Source organism: Citrobacter portucalensis (assembly GCF_002042885.1).
In the GTDB taxonomy this organism is placed as follows: domain Bacteria; phylum Pseudomonadota; class Gammaproteobacteria; order Enterobacterales; family Enterobacteriaceae; genus Citrobacter; species Citrobacter portucalensis.
This window is the reverse complement of record NZ_MVFY01000001.1, coordinates 339,847-363,180: the sequence shown is the minus strand read 5'-3', so window position 1 is coordinate 363,180 and position 23,334 is coordinate 339,847. Positions and strand designations below refer to the sequence as shown.

18 protein-coding genes are annotated in these 23,334 nt (G+C 52.5%); 6 read left to right on the top strand and 12 right to left on the bottom strand.

The window, feature by feature from the left end:
* The first annotated feature begins 7 nt into the window (after positions 1 to 7).
* Positions 8 to 898, top strand: a complete 891-nt coding sequence (locus tag BZK40_RS01790) for a LysR family transcriptional regulator (protein WP_003020016.1) — start codon at positions 8 to 10, stop codon at positions 896 to 898.
* A 19-nt stretch (positions 899 to 917) separates the two neighbouring features.
* Here the strand turns inward: BZK40_RS01790 and BZK40_RS01785 are convergent, their stop codons facing one another.
* From BZK40_RS01785 to BZK40_RS01755, 7 genes are read right to left on the bottom strand one after another with little or no spacing between them, the layout of a single operon-like run.
* Positions 918 to 1,853: an ABC transporter ATP-binding protein gene (locus BZK40_RS01785; RefSeq protein ID WP_032943466.1), complete on the bottom strand. Its 936-nt coding sequence runs from the start codon at positions 1,851 to 1,853 to the stop codon at positions 918 to 920.
* On the bottom strand, positions 1,846 to 2,832 hold the full coding sequence (locus tag BZK40_RS01780) for an ABC transporter ATP-binding protein (protein ID WP_071446392.1): 987 nt from the start codon (positions 2,830 to 2,832) through the stop codon (positions 1,846 to 1,848). The genes BZK40_RS01785 and BZK40_RS01780 overlap by 8 nt, the downstream gene beginning before the upstream one ends.
* Positions 2,829 to 3,725 carry a D,D-dipeptide ABC transporter permease gene (gene ddpC / locus BZK40_RS01775; protein ID WP_008784785.1) on the bottom strand — a complete coding sequence of 299 codons (897 nt, stop codon included), beginning with the start codon at positions 3,723 to 3,725 and terminating at the stop codon, positions 2,829 to 2,831. Before ddpC ends, BZK40_RS01780 begins: the two co-directional genes overlap by 4 nt.
* On the bottom strand, positions 3,722 to 4,744 hold the full coding sequence (locus tag BZK40_RS01770) for an ABC transporter permease (RefSeq protein WP_008784784.1): 1,023 nt from the start codon (positions 4,742 to 4,744) through the stop codon (positions 3,722 to 3,724). Before BZK40_RS01770 ends, ddpC begins: the two co-directional genes overlap by 4 nt.
* 44 nt (positions 4,745 to 4,788) lie before the next feature.
* Entirely contained in the window at positions 4,789 to 6,351 is a 1,563-nt protein-coding gene (locus tag BZK40_RS01765; RefSeq protein WP_079934044.1) for an ABC transporter substrate-binding protein, read from the bottom strand.
* Between the two features lie 15 nt (positions 6,352 to 6,366).
* Positions 6,367 to 6,954: a D-alanyl-D-alanine dipeptidase gene (ddpX, locus tag BZK40_RS01760; RefSeq protein WP_003832991.1), complete on the bottom strand. Its 588-nt coding sequence runs from the start codon at positions 6,952 to 6,954 to the stop codon at positions 6,367 to 6,369.
* A 14-nt stretch (positions 6,955 to 6,968) separates the two neighbouring features.
* Positions 6,969 to 7,835: a MurR/RpiR family transcriptional regulator gene (locus tag BZK40_RS01755; RefSeq protein WP_003832990.1), complete on the bottom strand. Its 867-nt coding sequence runs from the start codon at positions 7,833 to 7,835 to the stop codon at positions 6,969 to 6,971.
* Between the two features lie 401 nt (positions 7,836 to 8,236).
* On the opposite strand from BZK40_RS01755, the gene hdeB reads away from it, so the two are divergent.
* From hdeB to BZK40_RS01730, 5 genes are all read left to right on the top strand, one after another.
* Positions 8,237 to 8,566: an acid-activated periplasmic chaperone HdeB gene (gene hdeB, locus BZK40_RS01750; RefSeq protein ID WP_003019999.1), complete on the top strand. Its 330-nt coding sequence runs from the start codon at positions 8,237 to 8,239 to the stop codon at positions 8,564 to 8,566.
* Positions 8,567 to 8,721: 155 nt separating this feature from the next.
* The gene (locus BZK40_RS01745; protein WP_079934043.1) at positions 8,722 to 10,665 is read left to right on the top strand and encodes a methyl-accepting chemotaxis protein; all 1,944 of its coding nucleotides are present in this window, start codon (positions 8,722 to 8,724) and stop codon (positions 10,663 to 10,665) included.
* Positions 10,666 to 10,844: 179 nt separating this feature from the next.
* Positions 10,845 to 11,159 (top strand): helix-turn-helix domain-containing protein, encoded by a 315-nt coding sequence (locus BZK40_RS01740; RefSeq protein ID WP_032943458.1) that lies wholly within the window; start codon positions 10,845 to 10,847, stop codon positions 11,157 to 11,159.
* Positions 11,152 to 12,423: a type II toxin-antitoxin system HipA family toxin gene (locus BZK40_RS01735; protein WP_079934042.1), complete on the top strand. Its 1,272-nt coding sequence runs from the start codon at positions 11,152 to 11,154 to the stop codon at positions 12,421 to 12,423. Before BZK40_RS01740 ends, BZK40_RS01735 begins: the two co-directional genes overlap by 8 nt.
* A gap of 54 nt (positions 12,424 to 12,477) precedes the next feature.
* Positions 12,478 to 12,996 (top strand): hypothetical protein, encoded by a 519-nt coding sequence (locus tag BZK40_RS01730; protein ID WP_071446395.1) that lies wholly within the window; start codon positions 12,478 to 12,480, stop codon positions 12,994 to 12,996.
* Here the strand turns inward: BZK40_RS01730 and BZK40_RS01725 are convergent.
* The 5 genes from BZK40_RS01725 to BZK40_RS01705 all read right to left on the bottom strand — a co-directional run bounded on the left by BZK40_RS01725 (position 12,993) and on the right by BZK40_RS01705 (position 23,206).
* On the bottom strand, positions 12,993 to 14,360 hold the full coding sequence (locus BZK40_RS01725; RefSeq protein WP_048235369.1) for a glycoside hydrolase family 10-like protein: 1,368 nt from the start codon (positions 14,358 to 14,360) through the stop codon (positions 12,993 to 12,995). The two genes, BZK40_RS01730 and BZK40_RS01725, sit on opposite strands and share 4 nt — an antisense overlap.
* A gap of 12 nt (positions 14,361 to 14,372) precedes the next feature.
* Complete coding sequence (locus BZK40_RS01720) at positions 14,373 to 14,660, bottom strand: VF530 family protein (RefSeq protein WP_079934041.1); 288 nt, start codon at positions 14,658 to 14,660, stop codon at positions 14,373 to 14,375.
* Positions 14,661 to 14,794: 134 nt separating this feature from the next.
* Positions 14,795 to 16,123 carry an HlyD family type I secretion periplasmic adaptor subunit gene (locus BZK40_RS01715; protein ID WP_172111131.1) on the bottom strand — a complete coding sequence of 443 codons (1,329 nt, stop codon included), beginning with the start codon at positions 16,121 to 16,123 and terminating at the stop codon, positions 14,795 to 14,797.
* Entirely contained in the window at positions 16,123 to 17,862 is a 1,740-nt protein-coding gene (locus tag BZK40_RS01710) for a type I secretion system permease/ATPase (protein ID WP_079934040.1), read from the bottom strand. The genes BZK40_RS01715 and BZK40_RS01710 overlap by 1 nt, the downstream gene beginning before the upstream one ends.
* A 10-nt stretch (positions 17,863 to 17,872) precedes the next feature.
* Positions 17,873 to 23,206 carry a peroxidase family protein gene (locus BZK40_RS01705; protein WP_079934039.1) on the bottom strand — a complete coding sequence of 1,778 codons (5,334 nt, stop codon included), beginning with the start codon at positions 23,204 to 23,206 and terminating at the stop codon, positions 17,873 to 17,875.
* Positions 23,207 to 23,334: the final 128 nt, after the last annotated feature.

Here is a 23,334-nt window from a genome sequence, read left to right as displayed (position 1 = left end):
ATGCGAAATGGGAATGAGCATCAAACAGTTACGCGCGTTTTTAGCGGTAGCTCACACTCTGAATTTTGCTCATGCCAGCGAAAGACTGAATATGTCGCAACCCGCGTTAAGCCTGGCGATTAAAGGACTGGAAGATTCGCTGGGCGGGGCGTTACTGTTAAGAACAACTCGCAAAGTGACCCTGACGCAGGAGGGAGAAACGCTGCTGAATATGGGGCGACAGCTGCTGGCGGACTGGGAGAATACGGAAGAAGCCATGCGCCAGCGCTTTACGCTGCAGCGCGGTAAAATATCGATCGCCGCCATGCCCTCATTTGCCGCTAACGTCCTGCCATCGGTACTGAAAACATTTCGTGATTCTTATTCCGGTATCAACGTAACGGTTCACGATGTAATTAATGAACACGTGATTGAAATGGTCAGTGAAGGGCGGGTCGAGATGGGCATAGCCTTCGAGCCGGACTATTCGGGACATCTGCATTTCACGCCGCTCGGCGTGGATCGTTTTATCGCGATTGTGCCGCCAACCTGTCGACTGGCAGACAGGGATCGTATTGCGTGGCGCGAACTGCTGACGCTGGATTTTATCACCCTGCAACGCCCGTCCGCCGTGCGGCTGATGCTGGAAGAACAACTGGTGCAAAGCGGACATACGCTGGAAGTAGCGCTGGAGAGCCATCAGCTGGTAACCGTTGGCCGTCTGGTGGCTAACGGTCTGGGCGGTAGCGCCGTACCTGCACTATGCCGCACGCAAATGACAGAGTTAGGCGCAACCTGTATCGATCTGGATACGCCGGTGATCCAGCGTCGGATCGGGGTTTTGCGTTCGGCGCATCATAAATTATCTACCGCTTCCGAGGTGCTGGTGGATTCACTGAAAAAGGCGTATCGCACCTGACTTTTCTCAACGGCTCAGGTCATGTAACCGCCCGCCAGCAGCGAACGTCACATCCGGTATCACTCTTCAGCAATGCCTGTTTCTTCTCACAACCGTGGGTTGCCAATGGACATCTGTCACGGAAAAAGCAGCCCTGGGGCAACGTTCGGTTTCCCGGAAGCTCAGTCTTACGTAACACCAAATCTTCCGCCAGCGGTGCGCCCGTTTTAGGTACCGAGTCCAGCAATAATCGTGTGTACGGATGGGCGGGATGAGTGAGAACCTGTTGGGCATCGCCCAGCTCAACAATTTGCCCGAGGTACATCACCGCCACACGGTCGCTCATATGGCGGACCACCGACACGTTATGCGATATCAATACGTAGGTCAGGTTTCTGCGCGCCTGTAGCGACACCAGCAGGTTGAGAATTTGCGCCTGCACGGAGATATCCAGCGCTGAAGTGGGTTCATCAAGGACGATAACATCCGGCTCTGACGATAGCGCCCGGGCAATAGCAATACGTTGGCGCTGTCCACCAGAAAACGCGTGCGGCAAGCGGTCGAGATATTCAGGACGAATGCCCACCTGCCGTGCCAAATCCTCGGCAAGCATGCGTCGTTCACGCTCCGGGCTCCGTTTTTGGATCCACACCGGTTCGGTAATTATCCGCCACACCGGTAAGCGCGGATCGAGCGATGAAAGAGGGTCCTGAAAGACCATTTGCATACCGTTATGCTGCTTATCACCACGGCGAGAATAGCTTCCCTGGCTGGGTTTCAACATGCCCATCAACAGTTGCGCCAGCGTACTTTTTCCACAGCCGGATTCGCCAACAATCCCCAGCGTTTCACCCTGGCGAATCTGTAAATCCAGACCGTTGAGCGCATGCACCCGTTCCGTAACCTTGCCAAGCCAGTTTTTACGCGCAGGAAAGTTGACATGAACATCCTGCAGCGCCAGTAAAAAATCAGACATGTGTTGTCTCCAGTTGCGGATACCAGCAGGCAGATTGTTGATCTGCACCTCCCTGACTACTTAACGCCGGCGTTTCTTCACAACGAGGACCAGCGGCAAAGCAGCGGTCGCGAAACGCGCATCCGGCAGGTAAGCAGGTTAGGTTCGGCACGGTGCCGGGAATGGCGGGCAGCAATGTGCGCGGTTCGCCGTGTTCCGGTGCACATTTCAGCAAGCCGATGGAATAGGGGTGTGTCGGGCGTTGAATAACGGTTTGCGTCGGGCCACTCTCAATCACACTCCCGGCATACATGACATACAACCGGTCGCATAACTGTGAAACCACCGCCATATCATGGCTGATAAATAACACGGCTGTTCCACTGGCGCGCGCTTTTAACTTCAGCAAACGCAGCACCTGCAGTTGCACCGTGACGTCCAGTGCAGTGGTCGGTTCATCGGCAATGATAAGCTCCGGCTCGCACGAAAAGGCTAGCGCAATCATCACGCGTTGGCGCATACCGCCGGAAAGCTCAAACGGAAATCGTTTCATGACCTCCGGCGCGTCCGGGATTTGCATCTCTTCGAGTAGAGCGACGGCTTTCTGGCGGGCATCCGTGCGGCTTAACGCCTGATGATGGCGGATCACCTCCACCATTTGCTGGCCGATACGGCGGGTCGGATTCAGTGCCGTCATGGGCTCCTGAAAGATCATTGCGACACGTGCGCCGCGCCATTGGCGCATTTGTTTCTCACTGGCGTTGAGCACATCTTCACCCAGCAACGAAACGCGTCCCTGGTGAATACGATAGCTCCCCTCCGGTAGCAGACGCATGGTGAGCATGGCGGTCACGGACTTACCGGAACCGGATTCACCCACCACACCAACGATTTCTCCGCGGTTGATGTGCAGTGATACATGGTTCAGCGCATGCACGTCAGCTTTATAGCCGGGGAAACTCAGATGCAAATCTTCGATTTCCAGTACGGGTTGTGTCATGACTGTTTTCCTCCGGCTTTCGGATCCAGCAGATCGCGAATACCATCGCCAAAGAGATTAAAGCCCACGGCGGTAATCAGAATGGCGGCGCCGGGAAAAGCACAATACCACCACTGATCAAGCACGTAATTGCGGCCAATTGCGACCATCGCCCCCCATTCAGCGCTGGGCTGCTGGGCGCCCAGACCGATAAACCCGAGCGTGGCGGCCATCAGGATCGCGCTGCCGATATCCAGTGATGCCTGCACAATGAGCGGCGGCAGAGAATTGCGTAAAATGTGCCAGCTAATCAGATGCCAGCGTGAAGCGCCGTAGGTCCGGGCAGCCTGTACAAAAGTAAACTGGCGTACCACTAACGTCTGACCACGGGCGAGGCGTACATAGAATGGGATACGGACGATTGCAATCGCCAGCATGGCGTTAAACAGGCTGGGGCCCAGCGCGGCGGCCAACGCCATCGTCAGCACCAGCGAAGGAATGGACAGCATAATGTCCATCATCCGCATAATTATCGCGTCGGCACGCCCGCCCATGACACCCGACAAGCAACCCAGCAGTGAGCCCAATCCCCCGGCGATACCCACTACCACCAGACCCGCAACGACAGATTGCTGACTTCCTACCAGAACGCGGCTGAACAGATCGCGACCGACTTCATCGGTTCCAAACCAGTGAGCGGCTGACGGGGGCAGCAGGCGCGCACTCAAATTGATGGCATTCGGATCGTGGGGTGTTATCCACGGCGACAGCACCATCAGCAGCAGTATCAATACGATGATGACCCCGCCAACCAGCGTCAGCGGGCTACTTTTCATCATCCAGAACAGTTTGGCCCAGTCCGTGCGGCGGCGTGCAGTCTGAGGGGCGGTCGGTGTTTCTTGTGTGAGCATCATTCAGCACCTCCACGTCCAATTCGAGGGTCTACCCACAGATAGAGTAAATCCACCACCAGGTTGACCAGCACATAGGCGAACGAGACCACCACCGCAAATCCCATTACCGCCGGGAAGTCGAGTGCCTGAATTGAGGTCACCACCCAGGCGCCCATGCCAGGCCAGGCAAAGACCGTTTCGGTCAATACCGCACCGTATAGCAGATCGCCCAGCGCCAGGCCGAGGACGGTGATTGATGGGATAAGTGCGTTAGGCAATGCATAGCACAACACGATGTACCAGCCCGGCAGCCCGCTGGCGCGGGCGGTGCGAATGTAATCTTCACTCAGTTGCTCCAGCATGGCGGAACGAATCTGACGGGCAACGATCCCAAGATGTACAAAAGCCAATGTCAGCGATGGCAAAATCAGGTGCTGAAGCGCATTGAAAAAGACTTCGCCGTTGCCTTCCAGCAGAGCATCAATCAGGTAGAAACCGGTGACGTGAGCAGGTGGATCCAGCCAGTCGTCTAAACGCCCACCGCCGGGTAAAATTTGCAGATGACCGTAAAACAGCACGATAACCCCCAGCCCCAGCCAGAATGCAGGCGTGGAGATACCGGTAATTGCCATTAGCCGAACAAGGTGATCAAGCCAGCGGTTACGCCAGACCGCAGATAAAATACCCAGCGGGATACCTATCACCAGCGCCAGCAACAAAGAGCAGAAAGCCAATTCAAGGGTCGCGGGGAAGAAAATGCGCAGCTCATCCAGTACCGGACGCCCGGTGCGAATGGATATGCCTAAATCGCCGTGAAAAATATCGCTGACATAGCGAAAAAACTGGACATACAGCGGCTGATTCAGCCCCAACTGTTGGCGAATATTTTCGACAATTTCATCACTGGCGCGATCGCCCGCCAGCAGCCGCGCGGGGTCGCCAGGTATCAGGTGTGAAATAATAAAGGTGATTACGCAAACACCGATAACCACCAGAATAAGTCCCCAGCATCGCTGGCGTAAAATACTCCAGAACGTCATTAGCTTCCCCTTGCGGAGCCAGAGCGGCTCCGCATAAACGTGGCTTATTTACTCATGGTGGAGATATTGAAGACCTGTTCCAGCATGGGATTGAATACAAATCCTTTGACGTCTTTGTTCATCGCCAGCTGATAGTTTTTCTGGAATAAATAGACGTAGGCCGCTTCATCAATCACGATGGTTTGCGCCTGCTGGTAGTCATTGGTTCTGGCCACCTGATCGGTTGTGGCCAACGCGCTGCGCAGCAGTTTATCGACCTCACCGTTTTCATAGAACGAACGGTTACCCGGCAAGCCTTTCTTATCTGACTCAAACCAGTAGTTCATAAACATGTACGGGTCGGCAAAATCCGGACTCCAGTTGCCAATGGCAATGTCGTAATCGCCTTTGCCCACGCGGTCGCGCATGGTGGCGTTTGCCAGTTTTTCCAGTTTCACCTTAATGCCCAGTTTGCCAAGGCTTGCCTGGGTGGCGAGCGCGATAGGCTCCCAGTTAGGGTCATTATCGGAGTACAGGAAGCTCAGGCTTTCAGGTTTGGTGGCAACTTTGTCCCACGCTGCTTTGGCTTTGGCTTCATCAAAGCTGTACTGCATGGCCTTGTCGTCAAAACCCCACATGCCTTCAGGGATCGGGCCACGCATTTGCTTTCCGTTGCCGCTCAGGATCCCGTTGACCATGCCTTTATAATCAGTGGCCCACGAGATGGCGCGGCGTAAATCCACCTGATTAAGCGGGGCCTTACTGTTGTTGAGATACAAATAGGTCACGCGCAATGAGGGATAATCCGCCACGTTCACTTTGCCCTCCTGTTTTAAAGCAGCAAGCTGGTCAACAGGAAGCGCATCGGCAATGTCGATATCACCACGTGACAGTTGCAGGCGACGAGAGGCGCTTTCACCAATGATTTTGACTGAGACGCGCTTAAATGCCGGTTTCGCCCCGGCATAATGCGGGTTCGGCACCAGCACCAGTTGTTGTCCCTTTTGCCAGCTCTTCAGCATGAAGGGACCAGAGCCTGCCGTGTTCTGCGCCAGGAATCCGCGGGCATCATCTGCGGCATGCTCTTTTAAGATGGCCGGGTTAATGATTGAGGCACCATCATTTGCCAGCGTATACAGAAACGGGGCAAACGGCTGGCTGAGGGTAAATTTCACCGTGGTGTTATCAATGACGTCGACCTTCAGATCCTTCGGGAAAGCTTCCGCAGGTCCCTGACCAATTTTGAGCAAACGTTCAAAGGATTGCTTTACCGCATCTGCCGTTACCGGCGTTCCGTCGGCGAATTTGGCATCGTTTTTCAGGGTAAACGTCCACTCTTTCTGATCGTCAGAGGCTTTCCAGCCGCTGGCTAAATCACCTTCAACTTCCGTGGATCCTTTACCTCCGTCGGTTTTGTATTGAACCAACCGCTGGTAAGAGGGATAGGTAACCGTCCAGTCATTGTTATCGATGGTCACGGCGGGGTCGAGCGTCTGCGGATCGGCGGCTTTACCAATCACCAACATATCTTTGGGAACGGCAGCCTGTGCGGCGGGCAGGGCAAATGCTAACGCAACGGCTATCAGAGCGGGGCGGAAAAACGCGTTTAACGCAGGTGTAGTCTTCATAACCAGGCTCCAGAATTAAAGGGGATGTTGTGTTGTTATAGGCGTGACAGTGTAACAATCTATTTGATCGTCAAGCAGCGGATAGCGAGCGGCATCAGGTAATTCAAAATGCCACCATTCACTGTTAATACCGACAAAACCACCGCCAAACATAATGGCATTGAGCAGCAGGCGGTTACGCTGCGCTGCCGGAGGTACAGACGGGTGCCAGGCATGGGAACGGTCGTGCATTTCATCAAAACCGGCCCCCATATCAAGGAGATGGCCGCGATCGTCCATCAACGTAACGTCAATGGCCGTTCCGCGACTGTGATTGGAACCAATTGCGACATCGACAACATACTGCGGGTCGGGACAGGCATTCCACAGTATCGCCTGCGCCTGCTGGGGGCGATACGCGTCGTACACCACAAGCTGCAGGCCGGCCAGTTGCGCAATGCTGATGCTTTTAGCCAGCGCGGTTACCGCCTCAGTGTGCAACAGACAACGCGCTTCCCGGTAGATAGGTGCGCCGGTAATGTTATCGGCAGTAGCGTATTTAAGATCGATATGCAGCGACGGAAATATCACCGACAGATCGACCAGTTCTGGGAGTTCTGACATAGCACGTTTCCTGTTTATTGTTCGAATTGACCAAATTGTTGTTGTAACTGGCGATTGGTTTGCAGGCGTCCTGCGAGGGCGTCACCCAGTTGCGCCACCACCGCAGAAAGTAATAAGTTGAACAGACAGCTCACCGGTGCCAGTGAGTCCCAGAAATGCCCGGTGTCAGTTTTTACCTGAAGTAAATCAATGGAATAATCCCTGGCCCATGGGCACCACACATCGGTAATGAGCGCCAGCGGAATACAGCGCTCTGTGGCGACACGGCAATATTGTCGCGAAATAGCGGAGTAGGCGCGCATATCGGTAATAACCACGTAAGGCTGGCTGAATCCCGAGTTCAGCGACTCAACCCAACTGCCGGACAGGCCTTCGGAGTAGCTGACTTTAGGTCGCAGGTATTCCAGGTGACTAAAAAAGGCGTTGGCGATCCCGCGGGTGGACTGGATCCCGAGGATGTATACGGCTTCCGCATGCGCCAGCTGCTGCGCAATGCGTTGAAACGTCTCACCCTGGGCAAGTTGATAGACGTGGGTAATGGCGTCGATCTCCAGTAACAGCGACTGCTGTGCCCGATCCGGCAGGCTTTGTTGCTGGTGCCAGGAATCCAGTCGTTCATTCATTCCCCAGGGCTGATACGGAACAACGGGCAGTTCACGCAGACTGGCTTTTGCATCCTCCAGGTTACGAAAACCCAGTTTACGCAGATAACGTCCGACGGTAATGCCGCTGGTTCCGGTTGCTTTGGCGATGCCATCTGCGGTTTCAAATGGGATCTGCACAGCATGGGCTAACAGCCACCCGGCCACGCGCTTTTCGCTGGGCGTCAGCTGGCTAAAGGTTTGCTCTATGCGGGTAAATAACTCTGGTTTGGCTGTCATTACCTTCTCGCTGTTAGTTGCCTGTCAGATACTGTATTTCTGTTAGCGAATTAACAATGCAGGACGCGTGCCATGTGCGTAACAGCGGCACGCCGGCTGTTTTTGTTAAAAACCAACCGATATTCATTAACCAATGATCAACATTTGTGCAGCGTAGTTCAGTTTTGGTGCAACGGTAGAGGAAGAGGGGTATGAATCTGCTGATTTCGTCGGAACGATCACATTGTGGGCAACATTTATCCCTCAGACATAAGAATCAGTAATGGGAAATATAAATTTCAGCCATATCAATAACAGCAATCTTTATTCTTATGACGGTAGGGGTATTATTTTTCGCGAGCTACATTAACGGTGTTAAGCGCAAGTGTAGATATTATTTATATTATAAATGGAGTACTACAATGAATAAATTCTCCCTTTCTACAGCAGGTATTCTGGTCGCAGCGCTGTTAACCAGTGTCAGCGTCAATGCAGCAACAGATAACGCTAAAACTGAAGTGACTCCGAAAGGCATGAACTGCCAGGAGTTTATTGATTTAAACCCACAAACTATGGCTCCGGTGGCCTTCTGGGTGCTCAATGAAGACGAAGACTTCAAAGGTGGTGACTACGTCGACTATAACGAAACCGTTACGACTGCAGTTCCTCTGACCGTTGAACTTTGTAAGAAACATCCGCAGAGTGAATTAAGTAAAATAAAAGACGAAATCAAAAAAGAATTATCTAAATAAGATTAAACCGTTATTAAAACCCAGCCAAAGTGCTGGGTTTTGTTATTTGTGACGCTGTCACTTATTTGTTTTGCAATACTTAAGAAAACTTTATAAAGATATAAACGCCTGTGCCGATACTGGATAAAAGTTAGCCTTTTGCAGAAGGAGTTTGTATGGCCTGGTATCCTACTCGTATTTCAACGCGTTTAACCATCGGCGGCATTCTGCTGCTTGCAGTAACGACCCTTGTTATCGTGGTGATTATGCTCTGGCGCGGTCAGCCGCGCGTCGTTGAAATCAACACCGCCCTGATCGAAGAAACAGGGCAAGGTTTAACCCGTCAGTTGAGTACCGTATTGTCCCGAATTGAAGGTGAGACCGTCAGCCTGTCGCGACTGGCTGAAGTGTTGCCTAACGATGAATCTCTGTACCAAAGCGTTGTTCCGCATCTTATTGGTGAAGGTAAAGACTCGATTATAACCGGCGGCGGCATCTGGCCAGAACCAGACGCCTTCACCCCAGGTGTGGAGAAAAGAAGCTTTTTCTGGGCGCGTAATGCTGAAGGAAAGCTGGTGTATTCCAATGATTATAACGTCGAAGGATCGAGTGGATACCACAATGAAAGCTGGTATCACCTGGCCAAAGGCCATTCACAAAACAGCTGTTTATGGTCTGACGTTTACCAGGATGCCAGTTCAGGCGTCAACATGGTGACATGCAGCGTGCCTTATCAACAGGCGGGCAAGTTTGCCGGTGTCGCTACCACTGATATCCGTCTGGATAACGTCGCCACTTTCATGCAGCAGCAGGGAAACAGCACCGGTGGTTACGCATTTGTGGTAGACAAGCAGGGACAAATTCTCTATTTCCCGCAGGCCGACCTGGCAAAATATAAAACCATTAACGATTTGGCGCAAAGCGCGCAGTGGCTTATCCCGGTGCAAAACGGTCTGAAATCTTTGCGCCCGACAGATGGGGTGAAAACTATCACGCTGGCAAACGACAACGTCCTGAATACCGCGTCACAGGTAATGCTGTTCCCGATGCCAGATACCGGCTGGGTCGTAGGACTTGCAACCCCGGAATCTCGTATTGTCGGTCTTGCCAAAGTGATGATGCAGGACGTTCTGGAAGTATTGATCCCTATCATGACGCTGTTGCTGGTGGGATCATGGCTGGTGGTTCGTCGACTTATTTCGCGTCTCGATGATACCCGTCAGGCACTTGATGACATCGCGCAGGGAGAAGGCGATCTTACCCGTCGTCTGGATGTTCGTGGCAAAGACGAGATTTCGGCTATCGCCGAGGCGTTTAACCTGTTCGTCGATAAAATCTCAGCCATCCTGATCACCGTCAGAAGCAGTAGCACAGTGGTAGCGAATAACGCCGTTAGCCTGGCTGACAGTAATATGGAGCTTTCATCTCGCGTAACGCAGCAGGCCGCTGCGCTGGAAGAGAGTTCGGCGGCTATGGAGCAGTTAAATGCGACCGTTCATCAAAACACCAGTAATACACAACTGGCGGATGAGCTATCCGATAGCACCGCGCAAACGGCCAACCGCTGCGGCGATGTGATGCAGGGCGTGATCTCAACAATGGATAACGTCAGCGCCTCATCCGGCAGAATGGTGGAAATTGTCGCGGTCATCGACAGCATTGCGTTCCAGACCAATATTCTCGCCCTGAATGCCGCGGTTGAAGCCGCCAGAGCGGGCGATGCAGGCAGAGGGTTTGCCGTCGTGGCCTCCGAAGTGCGCACGCTGGCTCAGCGCAGTGCCACCGCCGCCCAGGAAATTAAAACGTTGATTGATGAATCCGTTTCTCATGTTGGTAGCGGAAGTCAGCAAATTCACAATGCCGGTGAGCGTCTGGGAGAACTGGTCAACAATGTGCGTCAGGTGCGCCAGTTGATGGGGGAAATACGCGTTGCGGGTGAAGAACAACGTAAGGGCGTTTCCGAAGTTACGCTGGCCGTTACCGAGATGGACAGCACCGTTCAGCAAAACGCCTCATTAATTGATGATGCCGCAGCACGGACGCAGGCGCTGAAAGAGGAGGCGGAACAACTGGCAATGCTGGTTTCGTCATTCAGACTACCTGAGTCTTCCGTTGCCTGATAACGGCATCATTTCCGGGTGCAGACCTTGCGCCCGGATAACTCCAGTATAATGTCCCTTAAGCAAGATTTTCCGGTTTAACTCCTTTTTATTGTGTCTTATAAGACTTTGAATCATTCCCCACTTAACTCTATAATATTGGGTGTAAAGTCGTTTTTATCCCAATAAGAGCCAATATTATGGATTTAACGCTAAATACTGCAGCCGATATCGTCAAACTACTTTGCGACAGATTGCGTAAAGAACGACTCGCCCGGCAAATGACGCAGGCTGATGTTGCCGCGCGTTCAGGGGTCGGTGTGAATACCGTGTCGAATCTGGAAGCGGGGAAAAATGTAGGATTTGAGAATCTGGTCAAAGTCGCGATGGTGTTAGGCTATGGCGATGCGCTGGAGGGGTTATTCAAACCCAGGATTGATAGTCTGGATGATATTTTGCGTTACGAAAAGAGCGCGGCACGTCAGCGGATCAAAAGGAAAAATTCTGATGCCTGAGCAAGTTGATGTCTTCTATGAAGGCTGGGGTGAGAAATGGCTGTGGGGCAAACTGGTGTCTTCCACAGCCCTGACCGGACGTCCGTTGATCGCCTTTGAATACAGTGAAGAGGCCTTACGTAAGGGGCTGGAACTGTCCCGACTGATGTTACCGCTGAACGGTCCCCGTTTACGCAGGGATTTCCCGGCTCATCAGCTGGGATTACCTGGGCCAGTCTATGATTCGCTTCCAGATGGCTGGGGTATGCTGTTGATGGACCGACTATTTAAACGCCGCGGGCTCAACGCAGCACGCATTGGTCCATTGGAGCGCTTAACCTGGGTCGGCAACAACGCGATGGGCGCCATGACATTCCAGCCCGTTCAGTCAGATGCCGAGACGCTGTCAAAAGAGGATGTTCCTCTCGCACAACTGGCCGCTGAGGTTCAGGAAGTCCTGAGCGGCGAAGGCGGGGAATTCTTGCAAAAACTACTCCAGATGGGCGGTTCGCCACAGGGAGCAAGGCCTAAGGCGTTACTTTATCGTGACACTGTCACGCCTAAATTCACCACGGCGCCGCTACCCGGGAGCGAAAGCTGGCTGATAAAATTTCCCGCCAGGCATGAGCATGCTGAGGTATGTGCCATCGAAGCGGTTTATGCTGAATGCTTGCGCCAATGTGGGATCACCACGCCCGATACTGCGTATTTCAATCTGCCCGGCGGACAGGCGGCATTTGCCACTCGCCGTTTCGACCGTGACCAGTCGATACGTATTCCTATGCAGAGCCTGGCGGCACTTACCGGGGCAAATTACCAGATACCCGGCGCTTTAGACTACCGGGATTTTCTGCGCGCCACGCAGATTTGTACCAATGATGTCAGAGAAAAGGCAAAAGCGTTCGAACGCGTGGTTTTCAACGTGGCTTTTAACAACCGCGACGATCATCCGAAGAATTTTGCCTATTTAATGTCAGCCGATGGAAACTGGACTCTGGCTCCGGCTTACGATGTCACCTGGTGCGAAGGGCCTGGCGGGTATCACCAAATGGACGTACTGGGAGAGGCGCTGGATATCGAAAGAAAGCACCTTCAGTCGCTTGGCGTTCAGGAAGCTGAGTTATCTGCTGACCATGTGAACGGCATAATCGAAAAAGTCTGTCACTTTGCCACGGCATTGAGCGCTATCGCCAGGGACAAATACCACGATCAGATAACGCAATCCACGCTGAAGACGATTCAGAAACAAATTGATGATAATGTCCGTCGGTTAATGTCCCGGTAACGCAGATACAGCCGCTACACTTAGCGAAGAATTAAATCTGAGCGGGGCAATGTTATGGCTGAATTTGTCTTGGGTATGCTGGAACACACGCCAGTTTGGGTGTATCTGCTGTTTGCCTTTCTACTTTACAGAGGGATTAAAGCCAGAACACCCGCCACCGTCACGCTGGAAAAGCTGGCGCTGATCCCGGCTATTTTTCTGTTCTGGGATATCTACGATTTAATCACTTATCGCGACCCGACCCTCATTACCTATATCCAGTGGACGATAGGTATTATCAGCGGCGCGATAATTGGCTACATATTAATTAACCCAGACCGTTTGAGCCGCAGTAGCGCACCGCGGAGTATTCATCGTCCGGCAGATTATTCCGCATTGCCATTTATGCTGCTGGCATTCGGCGTTAAGTACGTTCTTGGCGTACTTAACGCCATTGCTCCCGACGTTTTACGTCAACCCGCAATGAGCGCTCTGGCTATCATTACAGGCGGCATGTTCGCCGGCGTTTTTGTGGGGAAATTTACCCGCTACGTGAGCGTCTGGCTCAGACTTCCCACTCAGGACAACTATTAACGTCCCCAACGATTACGAATATAGGTCACGGCTTCCTGCGTTTGAGGTTGATTAAGATAATCTTCGCGAAACAGGATCGTGCCGTTGATGTACGGTTCGGATTCGTTTAAATCGAGCTGCTTTTTCAGTTCCGGCACACCGCCTTTTACCGTCCAGTCCGGCTCTTTTCTCGATGGTTCACCAACTTTATACAGCGCTACACCAATGTAGAGGCGGGTGTTGGTTGATTTCACGACATCTGCCCACCATTTTGCCAGTACATCGTAACGCGCTGCGTCGCGGGCAAAAGGCCAGTAGAGTTGCGGTGCAATGTAATCCAGCAAACCTAGTTGCACCCAACGGCGGGTGTCTGCATACGACTCATCATACGCTGCCGCGCCGCGCGTGTCGGAGCCCGCTGGATCGTGCGAACGGTTGCGCCACACGCCCGCAGGACTGACACCGAATTCAACCTCAGGCTTGAGTTTCTTGATGGTCCGCGAAACCTGGGCAATCAGCCGTTGCGTGTTATCGCGACGCCAGTCAGCCTTGGAGGCGAATCCCTGGCCGTATCTTCTGAAGGTCTGGCTGTCGTTGAGCGCAGAGCCGGGAGATTCGGTATAGAAGTAATCATCAAACTGCACGCCGTCAACCGGGTAATTCTCAACCACTTCCGCCACGATGCTGGTGATCCAGTCGCGCACGTCGGGAATACCGGGGTCTAACACAAAACGCTCGCCCGCAGTGCGGATCCAGTCCCGATGCAGGACGTATACGCTGGACGGTGTCTGTGACAGCGTGCTGTTTAACTCAGTGACCGTCGAAGGTTTGGTGTTTACGGACACGCGGTAGGGGTTAAGCCAGGCATGAACTTTCATTCCGCGTTTATGCGCTTCATCGAGCATAAACTGCAGCGGATCGTAACCCGGATCCTGGCCAATCGTACCGGTCAGGGTATCTGACCACGGTAGGATCTTTGACTTCCACAATGCGGTCCCATCGGGCTTAACCTGGAAAAAAACGGTGTTAATACCAAGCCGTTTCAGGTTGTCCAGCTTATCCGTCAGCGCTTTTTGCTGCAGGCTGATGCGTACGGCAGGCGAACTGATGTTCACGGATGAGATAGGCGGCCAGTCAAGACGAGAAACCGTGGCCAGCCAGATCCCGCGCACTGGCTCCTTGCTCTGCTGTGGTTTGCTCACCGGAGGTAGCGGAGTGGTTTTGGGGCCGGGCGGTTGTGAAGAACAGCTGCCAAGTAACAACATACTGCCCACAAGTACAGCAAACCATTTCATGTTGGTCAGCGGTAGTCTGGCACGAGAACGGGCGAGAATATTCGCCAGTTTTTTCTGATAATTTCCTGAAAAGAAACCGGATGCTGCCATCTGATTTTGCTCTTATTTCTTTTTATTGCGGCTGTTAGCCCAGGGATCGAAGGCCGGTTCGGGGGTGTTGTTTGAGGCCAGGTCATGCAGCGAATCAAGGTACAGCGCTTCAACTTCTGCCCGCGCCCACGGCGTACGGCGCAGAAACTTCAGACTGGATTTAACGCTCGGTTCATTTTTAAAGCAGTTGATATTAATGTGTTGCGCCAGTTCAGCCCAACCATAACGTTCAACCAGGGAATTGACCTGCATTTCAAGCGTTACGCCATGTAAAGGGTCTTTAGAAATATGAGCATTCATATGAAGTCCAGTTCAGTGGTTCCAGATTTTGTCAGTAGTGTGACGGGAAGAAGGTTACAAGAAAGCAAAGCTGCCAGCAACGGCAGAAAGCGGTATGGCGCGACAAGCCGTACGCCATACCGGCAATGGATGGCTCAATACTCTTTAAAAGCCAGTTCCAGACGGGCAATCAACGGTTTAAACAGGTAACTCATCAGGGTTCGTTCACCGGTCTTGATCGTCACGCTGGCGGGCATTCCCGCTTTAATTTTGTAATCGCCCAGCAAACGCGCGCCCTCTGCTGAAACCTGTACTTCCGCAAGGTAGTATGGCTGCTGAGTGGTTTCATCAATTAAGCGGTCCGCCGAGATAGTCAGAACCCGGGCCGGAACCGACGGCAACAGGGCATGGTTAAGGGCAGGGAAAAGCACATCAACGGTTAAGCCGGGGACCAGTTTATCAATGGCATGCACGGGTATTTTGGCATCAATTTGCATGGGTTGTCCGGCGGCGACAATATCCATAAGATGTTCGCCGGGTTGAATGACGCCGCCCACGGTACTGACTTTAACATCCAGCACGATACCGTTAATCGGTGAGCGGATCTCGGTGTTATCCAGCTCGTGACGGGTGGACACCAGTTCATCCTCCAGCATTGCCACTTCTTTTTGGTTTTCCGTCAGTTCAGACTCAACTTCACGTAAATATTGATGACGCACCTGGTAGGCTTTAATTTTTAATTCGTTTTGCTGCGATTTCAGTTTGGCAATATTAAGAATATCTTCTGAAACGCTGCCAGATATTTCAGCCGCCTCGCGCTCCAGCACCAGTAATTGCGCTTTGGGGTAATAGTTCTTTTCGCTCAGCGCGCGAATAGCCCCCAACTCCCGGTTAATCAGAGAAAACTGGTGGTCGCGATAGCCTTTTATTTTATTGAGATTATCCGTTTGCCCAACCAGACCATCGAGCGTCTCCTCAATCATCGACAGTTCGTCCTGAATCGTTTTGCGACGCGTATCGAAAAGCTTGGCCTGCAGATTTCTGACTTCTGTCAGCCGTTTATTGCCAGAGAATTGCTGCGTCAGCGTCGTATTAAAGACGATCGCATCCAGACCATCGCGTTCTGCCAACAGGCGATCTTCGATACTTTTTGCAGAAATATACTGGGCATTTAACGCGCTAAAACGCATTTCGAGCTGCATTTTATCCAACCGGACGAGAACCTGATTTTTCTTCACGAAGTCGCCTTCTTTGATAAAGATATCCGTTACCCGACCGCCGCTCAGATGCTGAATAGTTTTGCGGTTACTCGATACGGTTACCGTACCATCAGCGACCACGCCCGCATCTAATGGAGCTTGCACGGCCCAGAGGATAAAACTACCGACACCAAGCACAATGACGATCACGCCCCGGATAATCGGCGACCAGATATTGGTATCTACACCAGCAGATGCCGTGTTGTGGGGATTCTTTTTCATCATCAGGCCTCACGTTGCTGTTCAGTCGTGGATGGAGAAGGCGTAGCCACCGGTTTCAGTACGTTGGCCTGACGCAAATGGGCAAAAACCTGATCGCGGGTACCAAACTCCTGTATGGCGCCATCGTTAAGCAGCAAAACCTTATTGACCACGCCGAGCAGTGTCGGGCGGTGTGAGATAATGACGGTAGTTTGTCCCTGTGTACGCAGGGTATTGATGGCTTTAACGAGTGCAATTTCGCCCGCGTCGTCAAGATTGGCATTCGGTTCATCAAGCACGATGAACGCAGGATTGTTATACACGGCGCGTGCCAGCCCGATACGCTGCCGCTGCCCGCCGGAGAGCTGGTATCCGCCTGCGCCCAACAGCGTGTCATAACCTTGTGGCAAGCGCAGGATCATCTCATGAACGCCTGCCAGTAATGCGGCGGCGACAATAAGCTCACTGTCATTCTGCGCGAAGCGGGCAATGTTTTGCGCGATGGTACCGTCAAACAGTTCCACATCCTGCGGCAGATAGCCAATAGACGGGCCCAGCAGCGCTTTATCCCACTGACAAATATCTGCGCCGTCTAATCTGACTTTCCCTGATAACGGTTTCCAGACGCCAACCAGAACCTTTGCCAGCGAGGTTTTCCCTGAGGCTGAGGGGCCGATAATCCCCAGAACTTCACCTTGCTCCAGCTGGAATGAGATATTACGCAGTAGCGGGGAAGGCTGGCCGGGGGCTGCGGCGAAGACGCTTTCGACGCTGATGTTGCCGTTCGGACGCGGCAGGGTCAGTACCTCTTTCGGTGCCGGATACTCCTTCAGCAAGGTTGAGAGCTGATGCCACGCGCTACGAAACTGCACGAACTGCTTCCAGCTGCCAATAACTTGTTCTACCGGGTTGAGGACGCGGCCAAGAATGATCGAGGCGGCGATCATCAAGCCCGGAGTAATATGGCCGCCGATCACCAGTAAAGCCCCGGCACCCAGCGCAATAGATTGCAGCAACACCCGCACAAAGCGGCTGAGGCTACTTAACCCGGCCGTTTTGTCGGCAATCTGCGTTTGTAGTGCCAGCACTTTGTTATGTTGCTCCTGCCAGTTGGACTTCAGGGTCGAGAGCATACCCATCGCCTCAATGGCATCGGCGTTTTGCAGCTGTTTATTCAGTTTGCTGGCATTGTTAATGGTTAAGGCGTGCGCTTGCTGAATCGGGCGCTTGGTAGAGATTTCAGATACCAGCGTCAGAATGAATAATAACGTTATTCCGCCGAGAGAAAGGTATCCCAGCAGGGGATGGACCAAAAAGGCGATGAACAGATATATCGGCGTCCAGGGAATATCCAGTAAGGCGAATAAACTATTCCCGGAAAGAAACTGACGAACCTGATCCAGCTCGGCTAAAGATTGCGCCGGGTTGTTATCGCCGGTAACCATCTTTCTTTTAAAGGCTGCGTTAAAGACCAACTGGCTTAGCTTTATATCAAGCCGGTTGCCAAGTCTGATCATAACCTGCGCGCGGGCAGATTCAATCATGGCAATAACGATGTACAAGCCGACAATCAATAAGGTTAACATTAACAGCGTGGTGGTATTTTTACTGACCAGCACACGGTCGTAAACCTGTAGCATATAAATTGCCGGCGCCAGCATAAGCATATTAATCACACAACTAAAAAACAACAGCATCAGAAAAGTGGGTTTCGTTCCCTTTAATGCATCATTCAGTTCTGTTGGCGTATGCTGGCGCGACATAGTCTTCTCCTTATACGATCAATGAACTATTGCCATTGTTGCTGGCAAGGGTAGTGGGCATTTCCAGATAAAAGTCACCAATATTCACGGTGGTTGAGTTGACGCCCACCAATGTGATGGTATCTGTACCGATAGTCACAATGGTGTTGCCATTGTTTCCGGTGATAGACACGCTGCTGGCAAAATTACCCGCGTTGATACCTAACAAGACGAGATCAAGGAAGTCCTGCCCGCCGTTGGGGTTACTGTCAAAACCGGTAATTCGGTCCTGCCCAAAGTTGGCGCCAAAGGCAAAGATATCGCTACCGGCACCACCGTCCAGAATGTCATTACCTTCCTGACCATTGAGAATATCGTCCCCGCTACCGCCGGAGAGGGTATCCGTGCCCGCGCCGCCAATCATGACGTCGTTGCCAACTCCACCTTGCAGGTTATCAGCGCCATCTCCGCCATCGAGGAAGTCATTCCCGATACCACCAAACAACTGGTCGTTACCGCCCATGCCGAACAGATAATCGTTACCGGTCCCTCCCGTAATGGTGTTCGCAATGGCATTACCGGTACCGATAAAACTACCGCTGCCGGTAAATACCAGTTCTTCCACGTTATCGGTGAGGTCGTAGCTGCTGAGGTTGGTTCGGACAACGTCCGTGCCACCATTCACACCTTCGATAACTACATCACCGAAATCATCAACAATGTAGGTATCATCGCCCGTGCCGCCGGTCATACTGTCGGCACCAAGCCCGCCATCAAGCGTGTCATTACCGGCATCACCTTGCAGAATATCTTGCCCCGCCTGACCAGAGAGGTTGTCGTTTCCCGCACCGCCAATGAGCAGATCGTCACCTGCACCGCCGAGTAAGGTGTCATTACCGCCTTCACCGCGTAGGATATCGCTCCAGGCAGTACCGACGAGGGTGTTAGCCCCGTTGGTACCCACAATCAGATCGCCCACGGGCTGGGTGGTGGTCGACGTCAGGACAACAGGGGGGTTGCCTTCATCGTCGACGACGGTAACGACCACCTGCAACGTTCTGCCAACCATAGCCTGACCCGGCGTATAGGTGGCGGAAGTCGCACCGTTAATGTTGACGAATCCGGTTGGCGAACTCATTCTCCATTGATAAGTGAAATTACCGCCGCTCAGACCATCGGCGTCAGCAATGCCTGAAACCACTGCGGTCAGCGTCAGGCTTTCAGTTGGGGTGAGGTCGTTAATTACCGGCACACCGGTCGTGGCCTGATTTCGCGGTAGGATCGCCTGAGTTTGTGCCGACACCAGTGTTTCAGCGTCACCCATGCGGTCGTTAAAGCTGGCTACCACACGCAGCGGTGCGCCCTGAATAGCACCAGGCACTCTGAACTCAACGCCGGTTGCCTGATCTCGCCATTGGCCGTTGACGAATGCCTGCCAGGTCATGGTGATGGCCACATCCGCCGCAAGCCCGTTACCATCCAGCAAGTTCGCCACGTTGACGCGCAGCAGGTCGCCCACCGAAGGGTTAGGGTTACTGATGGTAAGATCGCCCGTCGCTTGTTGCCCCGTCACCCACAGCTGCTTCCCATCGCCAAACTCGAGCTTTTCGATGTTCAACAGGCGATCGATGCCATCATTCAGGTTCAGCGCGGCATCCGGCGTGGCGTGATCGACGCGCAGGCTACCGTCCGCCATACGGGTAAAGACATAGTTGCTGCTGACATCACGGTACACCGCGACGTCAGTTTCCGTGCCGTTACCTTCATGCAGGATTTCTCGCACAGTCGACAGCTGATTCGGTTTCAGCGTGCCGGCCAGCATGTACGATTTCAGTTCGGCCATTCCTTCGGCGCTGGTGAGTCCTGCCATACCCGTAACGGCAATACGCACGTTGAGCCATGCATCACCATCAATGATATCGTTACCGGCTTTACCCATAATGCGGTCGCTACCGCCACCGCCGAGTAAAATATCGCTACCATCATCAGGATTCAGGAGCACCGCGTCCGGATTTGTAGAACGCTCTACGCCGAGAATAGCCTGTAAACCGGTGATCCGATCCGCACCTTCCTGGGTCAGGTTGTTAGAGAGGGGAACGCCCTGAACAGGCGCAGTACCTATCGGCTGTTCTGTCCCGGTCAGGATATCGTCGTATTTCCAGCCCGACAGCCCTTCAACAAGATCAAAACGGTCGCGTAGAATAAACTCCTGCTGGTTGACGAAAATAGGGATCCCAAGGTCAGAGTTAGCGCCATTTGGGTCGCCTTTATGGATTGCCCAGTCGAAACCGGCCATGCCATTATTGCGCTGGATCCCCGCGCCCTGAACCATGATGTCGTCACCGGCTTCGCCATCGTAGTCGGTGTCGTTACCCTGACCGTTGAGGACATCGTGACCGATAATGGTACTGTTGAAGAACAACTCGGAGTTGTCACCCGCCAGCGTGTCAAACCCGTCACCGCCTTCCAGCCAGTCATCGCCTTCGTTGCCCATCAGGAAATCACCACCCGAGCCGCCAAGCGCAAAGTCGTTATCCTGACCCGAGAAGACCTCCTGTGCATCTTCGCCGACCACCACGAAGTCGCTACCACTGCCACCAAAGACCAGATCGTTTCCGTTACCGGAGAAGATAACGTCATGTCCGGCATCACCGTGCAGGAAGTCCGCATCACCAACGGGCGTACCGGTATCGGTAATAATGTCATCACCGTCACCACCATGGACCACGTCTGCTTCGTCGCCGCCGTCCAGTCGGTCATCTCCGCCATCACCCCACAGACTGTCGATCCCTTTACCGCCGATTAACGTATCATTGCCTGCCGTCCCTCCAAGCACCACATGCCCATCGCCGGTATATTTCAGATACCCGCCATCGGCAAAACTATCGCCGTCAACATCCACACCTGGGTCGCGACGCACCAACAACGGCGAGAGCAGATCCTTCAGTGGATTTCCCCATTTCGGGTCGATTTCCGTTTGCAGCACGCGGTTCACTTCAAAAATATGGTCCGGTGTCTGGAACAGATTTGCGGGCAGGTGGGAGGACCCCTCATCACCAAGATCGCTGTTACGCATTACTAGTGCGGAAAACGAGTTGGCCTCCAGTTCATTGAGCAAGTTCAATCCCTGAACGCGGCTCAGATAGTAGAAACGATCGCCGTCCTGAAGCATTTCCATTTGTGTTTCAAAGACGAAGTTGAAGGTTGAGCCGAGCATACCGCCAAATTCATTTTTGCGCTCTGCCAGCCCGCCAATCCAGAAATCGACCATATTCAGGCCGGTCTCTTTGGTTGCCCACGCTCCGGTACTGTTAAAGAAATCCATCGCATCCGCAGGCGGGGCATTGTTAGCATCACCAAACAACAGGAAGTTTACCGCTGCACGCTTACCTTCAAGGCTGGTGGCATTGAGGATCAGCTCATGCTGACCATAGGCGGCCATAAAGTTAATGATTGAAGCGGGATTTTTCAGGTAGGTAGTGAAGTCAGCCCAACTGGTATAAGGCTTCAGTTGACTATCACCGCTTAATGCAAAAAACTGCTCGCGGGCCTGGTTCAGCGTCGGCATTGCGGTGTCACGGCCACGGGCTATATTAAGCGCGCCTAAATCGAGGGGCAGGCCGATGAGATTATTACGCAGAGCATCGGTAATAAATTCATCAATTTCGTTACCCACCTGACGCGTCATACCACGCACAATTGCGCCAATAGCCTGATCGTCCGTGACGGTGGCCCCGTTGATTTGATTAAATGCTACCGGATTCAGGAATGCTGAAATCAGGTCAATATCGCCGCTTTGCATATCAATGTCGGTGCGCGCCACGGTTTCTGTCAGCATTGAATGCCCGAAACGGTAAACCACATGCGCAAACTCGGCAAAGATCATCGGGTTTATATCCGCCGTGTTGGAGAAAACAAACGGATCGACGGCGGGTTGTACGGTACGGGCAAACTCCTCGAATACGAGGTGCTGATATTGCATTTCCGTGAAGAAACGACCTGCCTGGAATAGGTACTCACCGTTCCATACCAGCGTACTGGTATCGGCAGGTAATTCCGTGATTTGATGATTGGGCATCAACCACTGATTAATGAGGTCGATATCACCGGTTTCCAGCAGTGTTGTTTTATATTGCTCAACCAGACGGTTATGCTCGCTGTGAAAAACGGCGTGCACCGCGGTTAAACCTATATTTTCGTTCCCACGCCCGTCACCGGTAATAAAGTGACGATCGAGCAGTTCGTTATCATAGGTTCCTGCCGGTTGCGCTCCTTCGCCCCCAATCGCAGTGTCATCATCTGCCAGCAGACCCGCTTTTGGCGCGGCAGTATGCGCAATATCATCAAGAAACGCATGTCCGGTGCGGAATGTTCCCTCAGGCAACAGACCGCCGTTGGCTTCAACCAGTCCCCCGGTGGTAACAATCTGTACCTTTCCATTTTCACTTAAAATCAAATTACCATAGCGATCCGTAGCCAGCAGGGGAACATTAAACACATCCTGATCGGTGAGTTTAATGCCAAGCAGAGTTTCAGCTTGGTTTTTAACGTCGGCCCAGGTCGCCAGTCCACCGTTCGCACCGCCTAATAAATTCCCGGTAGGCTCAGGTTTCCCATCAATAATGACGTATTCGCGGATGAAAATCTGATGTGAAGGATGGGAGGTGTAGGTTTGGTTTTGGTCGATGAAGGGGGTCGTCAGGTTTACTGTCTCTCGATTTTCATCCACCGTTGCCCGGGTTAATAGCATAAAGTTTGTTGACGACCCTTCCACATATAAAGGGTCATCCGGCTGTAGCGGAATGAAAACGATACCGTTGCCTCCTTTGGGAATCAAATCCAGACCGTGGTCAAAAAACTGGCCAAAGAAGGTCATCCAGCCGTTAAAAGCAGGGGAGAGACCGATATCGGGAGACTGGTTAGGAATGGATAACGTTTCTCCGTCTCCTGTAATAGTCCCCCCGCCGGGAGCATCTTTTAACGCGTTAAATACCTCCAGCGCGGCTGGGTTAGATGCCGTTTGATCGGAAATTAAGTTACTAATAATACGTGGGTCGGCATCAATAACGGTGCCACCAATTTGGATATAACTGGTCATTTGGTCCGCATCTTGCCAGTTTAACGCGGTTAATCTCGGCATTGTCTGGTCGGCAGAGCCATATAACTCCTGACCCGGTAGAAGATTATTCCATGAACCATCTACCGTGCGAAGTCCATAAGGCAATAGCGGACTGGAAACTAATTCTCTAAGCAATTCAGCATTAACGCTGCCATCCGGGTTAGTTGCCGCTTCGGATATTTTGATCTGCTTAAGAATAAAAGCAAGATCGTGCAGAGTGACAGTAAAGTCATATTGTGAGGCCATAAGTCATTACCCCTATCTTTACCTGTATTAGCTATCATCACTCTTTTCTTCCGCTTACAAAAAATGACAGAAGAATGAGTCGTATCAGATACCTGATTGTTATTGCATGATTAAAAGTCCATATTTTA

Excerpts from the sequence above, each read along its gene's own strand:
- BZK40_RS01735 (WP_079934042.1), top strand. The coding sequence starts at position 11,152 with ATGCCTGAGCAAGTTGATGTCTTCTATGAAGGCTGGGGTGAGAAATGG.
- BZK40_RS01720 (WP_079934041.1), bottom strand. The coding sequence starts at position 14,660 with ATGAATGCTCATATTTCTAAAGACCCTTTACATGGCGTAACGCTTGAA.
- BZK40_RS01730 (WP_071446395.1), top strand. The coding sequence starts at position 12,478 with ATGGCTGAATTTGTCTTGGGTATGCTGGAACACACGCCAGTTTGGGTG.
- BZK40_RS01770 (WP_008784784.1), bottom strand. The coding sequence starts at position 4,744 with ATGACGTTCTGGAGTATTTTACGCCAGCGATGCTGGGGACTTATTCTG.
- BZK40_RS01740 (WP_032943458.1), top strand. The coding sequence starts at position 10,845 with ATGGATTTAACGCTAAATACTGCAGCCGATATCGTCAAACTACTTTGC.
- ddpX (WP_003832991.1), bottom strand. The coding sequence starts at position 6,954 with ATGTCAGAACTCCCAGAACTGGTCGATCTGTCGGTGATATTTCCGTCG.
- BZK40_RS01705 (WP_079934039.1), bottom strand. The coding sequence starts at position 23,206 with ATGGCCTCACAATATGACTTTACTGTCACTCTGCACGATCTTGCTTTT.
- BZK40_RS01755 (WP_003832990.1), bottom strand. The coding sequence starts at position 7,835 with ATGACAGCCAAACCAGAGTTATTTACCCGCATAGAGCAAACCTTTAGC.
- BZK40_RS01710 (WP_079934040.1), bottom strand. The coding sequence starts at position 17,862 with ATGTCGCGCCAGCATACGCCAACAGAACTGAATGATGCATTAAAGGGA.
- BZK40_RS01745 (WP_079934043.1), top strand. The coding sequence starts at position 8,722 with ATGGCCTGGTATCCTACTCGTATTTCAACGCGTTTAACCATCGGCGGC.
- BZK40_RS01765 (WP_079934044.1), bottom strand. The coding sequence starts at position 6,351 with ATGAAGACTACACCTGCGTTAAACGCGTTTTTCCGCCCCGCTCTGATA.
- BZK40_RS01780 (WP_071446392.1), bottom strand. The coding sequence starts at position 2,832 with ATGACACAACCCGTACTGGAAATCGAAGATTTGCATCTGAGTTTCCCC.
- BZK40_RS01725 (WP_048235369.1), bottom strand. The coding sequence starts at position 14,360 with ATGGCAGCATCCGGTTTCTTTTCAGGAAATTATCAGAAAAAACTGGCG.
- hdeB (WP_003019999.1), top strand. The coding sequence starts at position 8,237 with ATGAATAAATTCTCCCTTTCTACAGCAGGTATTCTGGTCGCAGCGCTG.
- ddpC (WP_008784785.1), bottom strand. The coding sequence starts at position 3,725 with ATGATGCTCACACAAGAAACACCGACCGCCCCTCAGACTGCACGCCGC.
- BZK40_RS01785 (WP_032943466.1), bottom strand. The coding sequence starts at position 1,853 with ATGTCTGATTTTTTACTGGCGCTGCAGGATGTTCATGTCAACTTTCCT.
- BZK40_RS01790 (WP_003020016.1), top strand. The coding sequence starts at position 8 with ATGGGAATGAGCATCAAACAGTTACGCGCGTTTTTAGCGGTAGCTCAC.
- BZK40_RS01715 (WP_172111131.1), bottom strand. The coding sequence starts at position 16,123 with ATGATGAAAAAGAATCCCCACAACACGGCATCTGCTGGTGTAGATACC.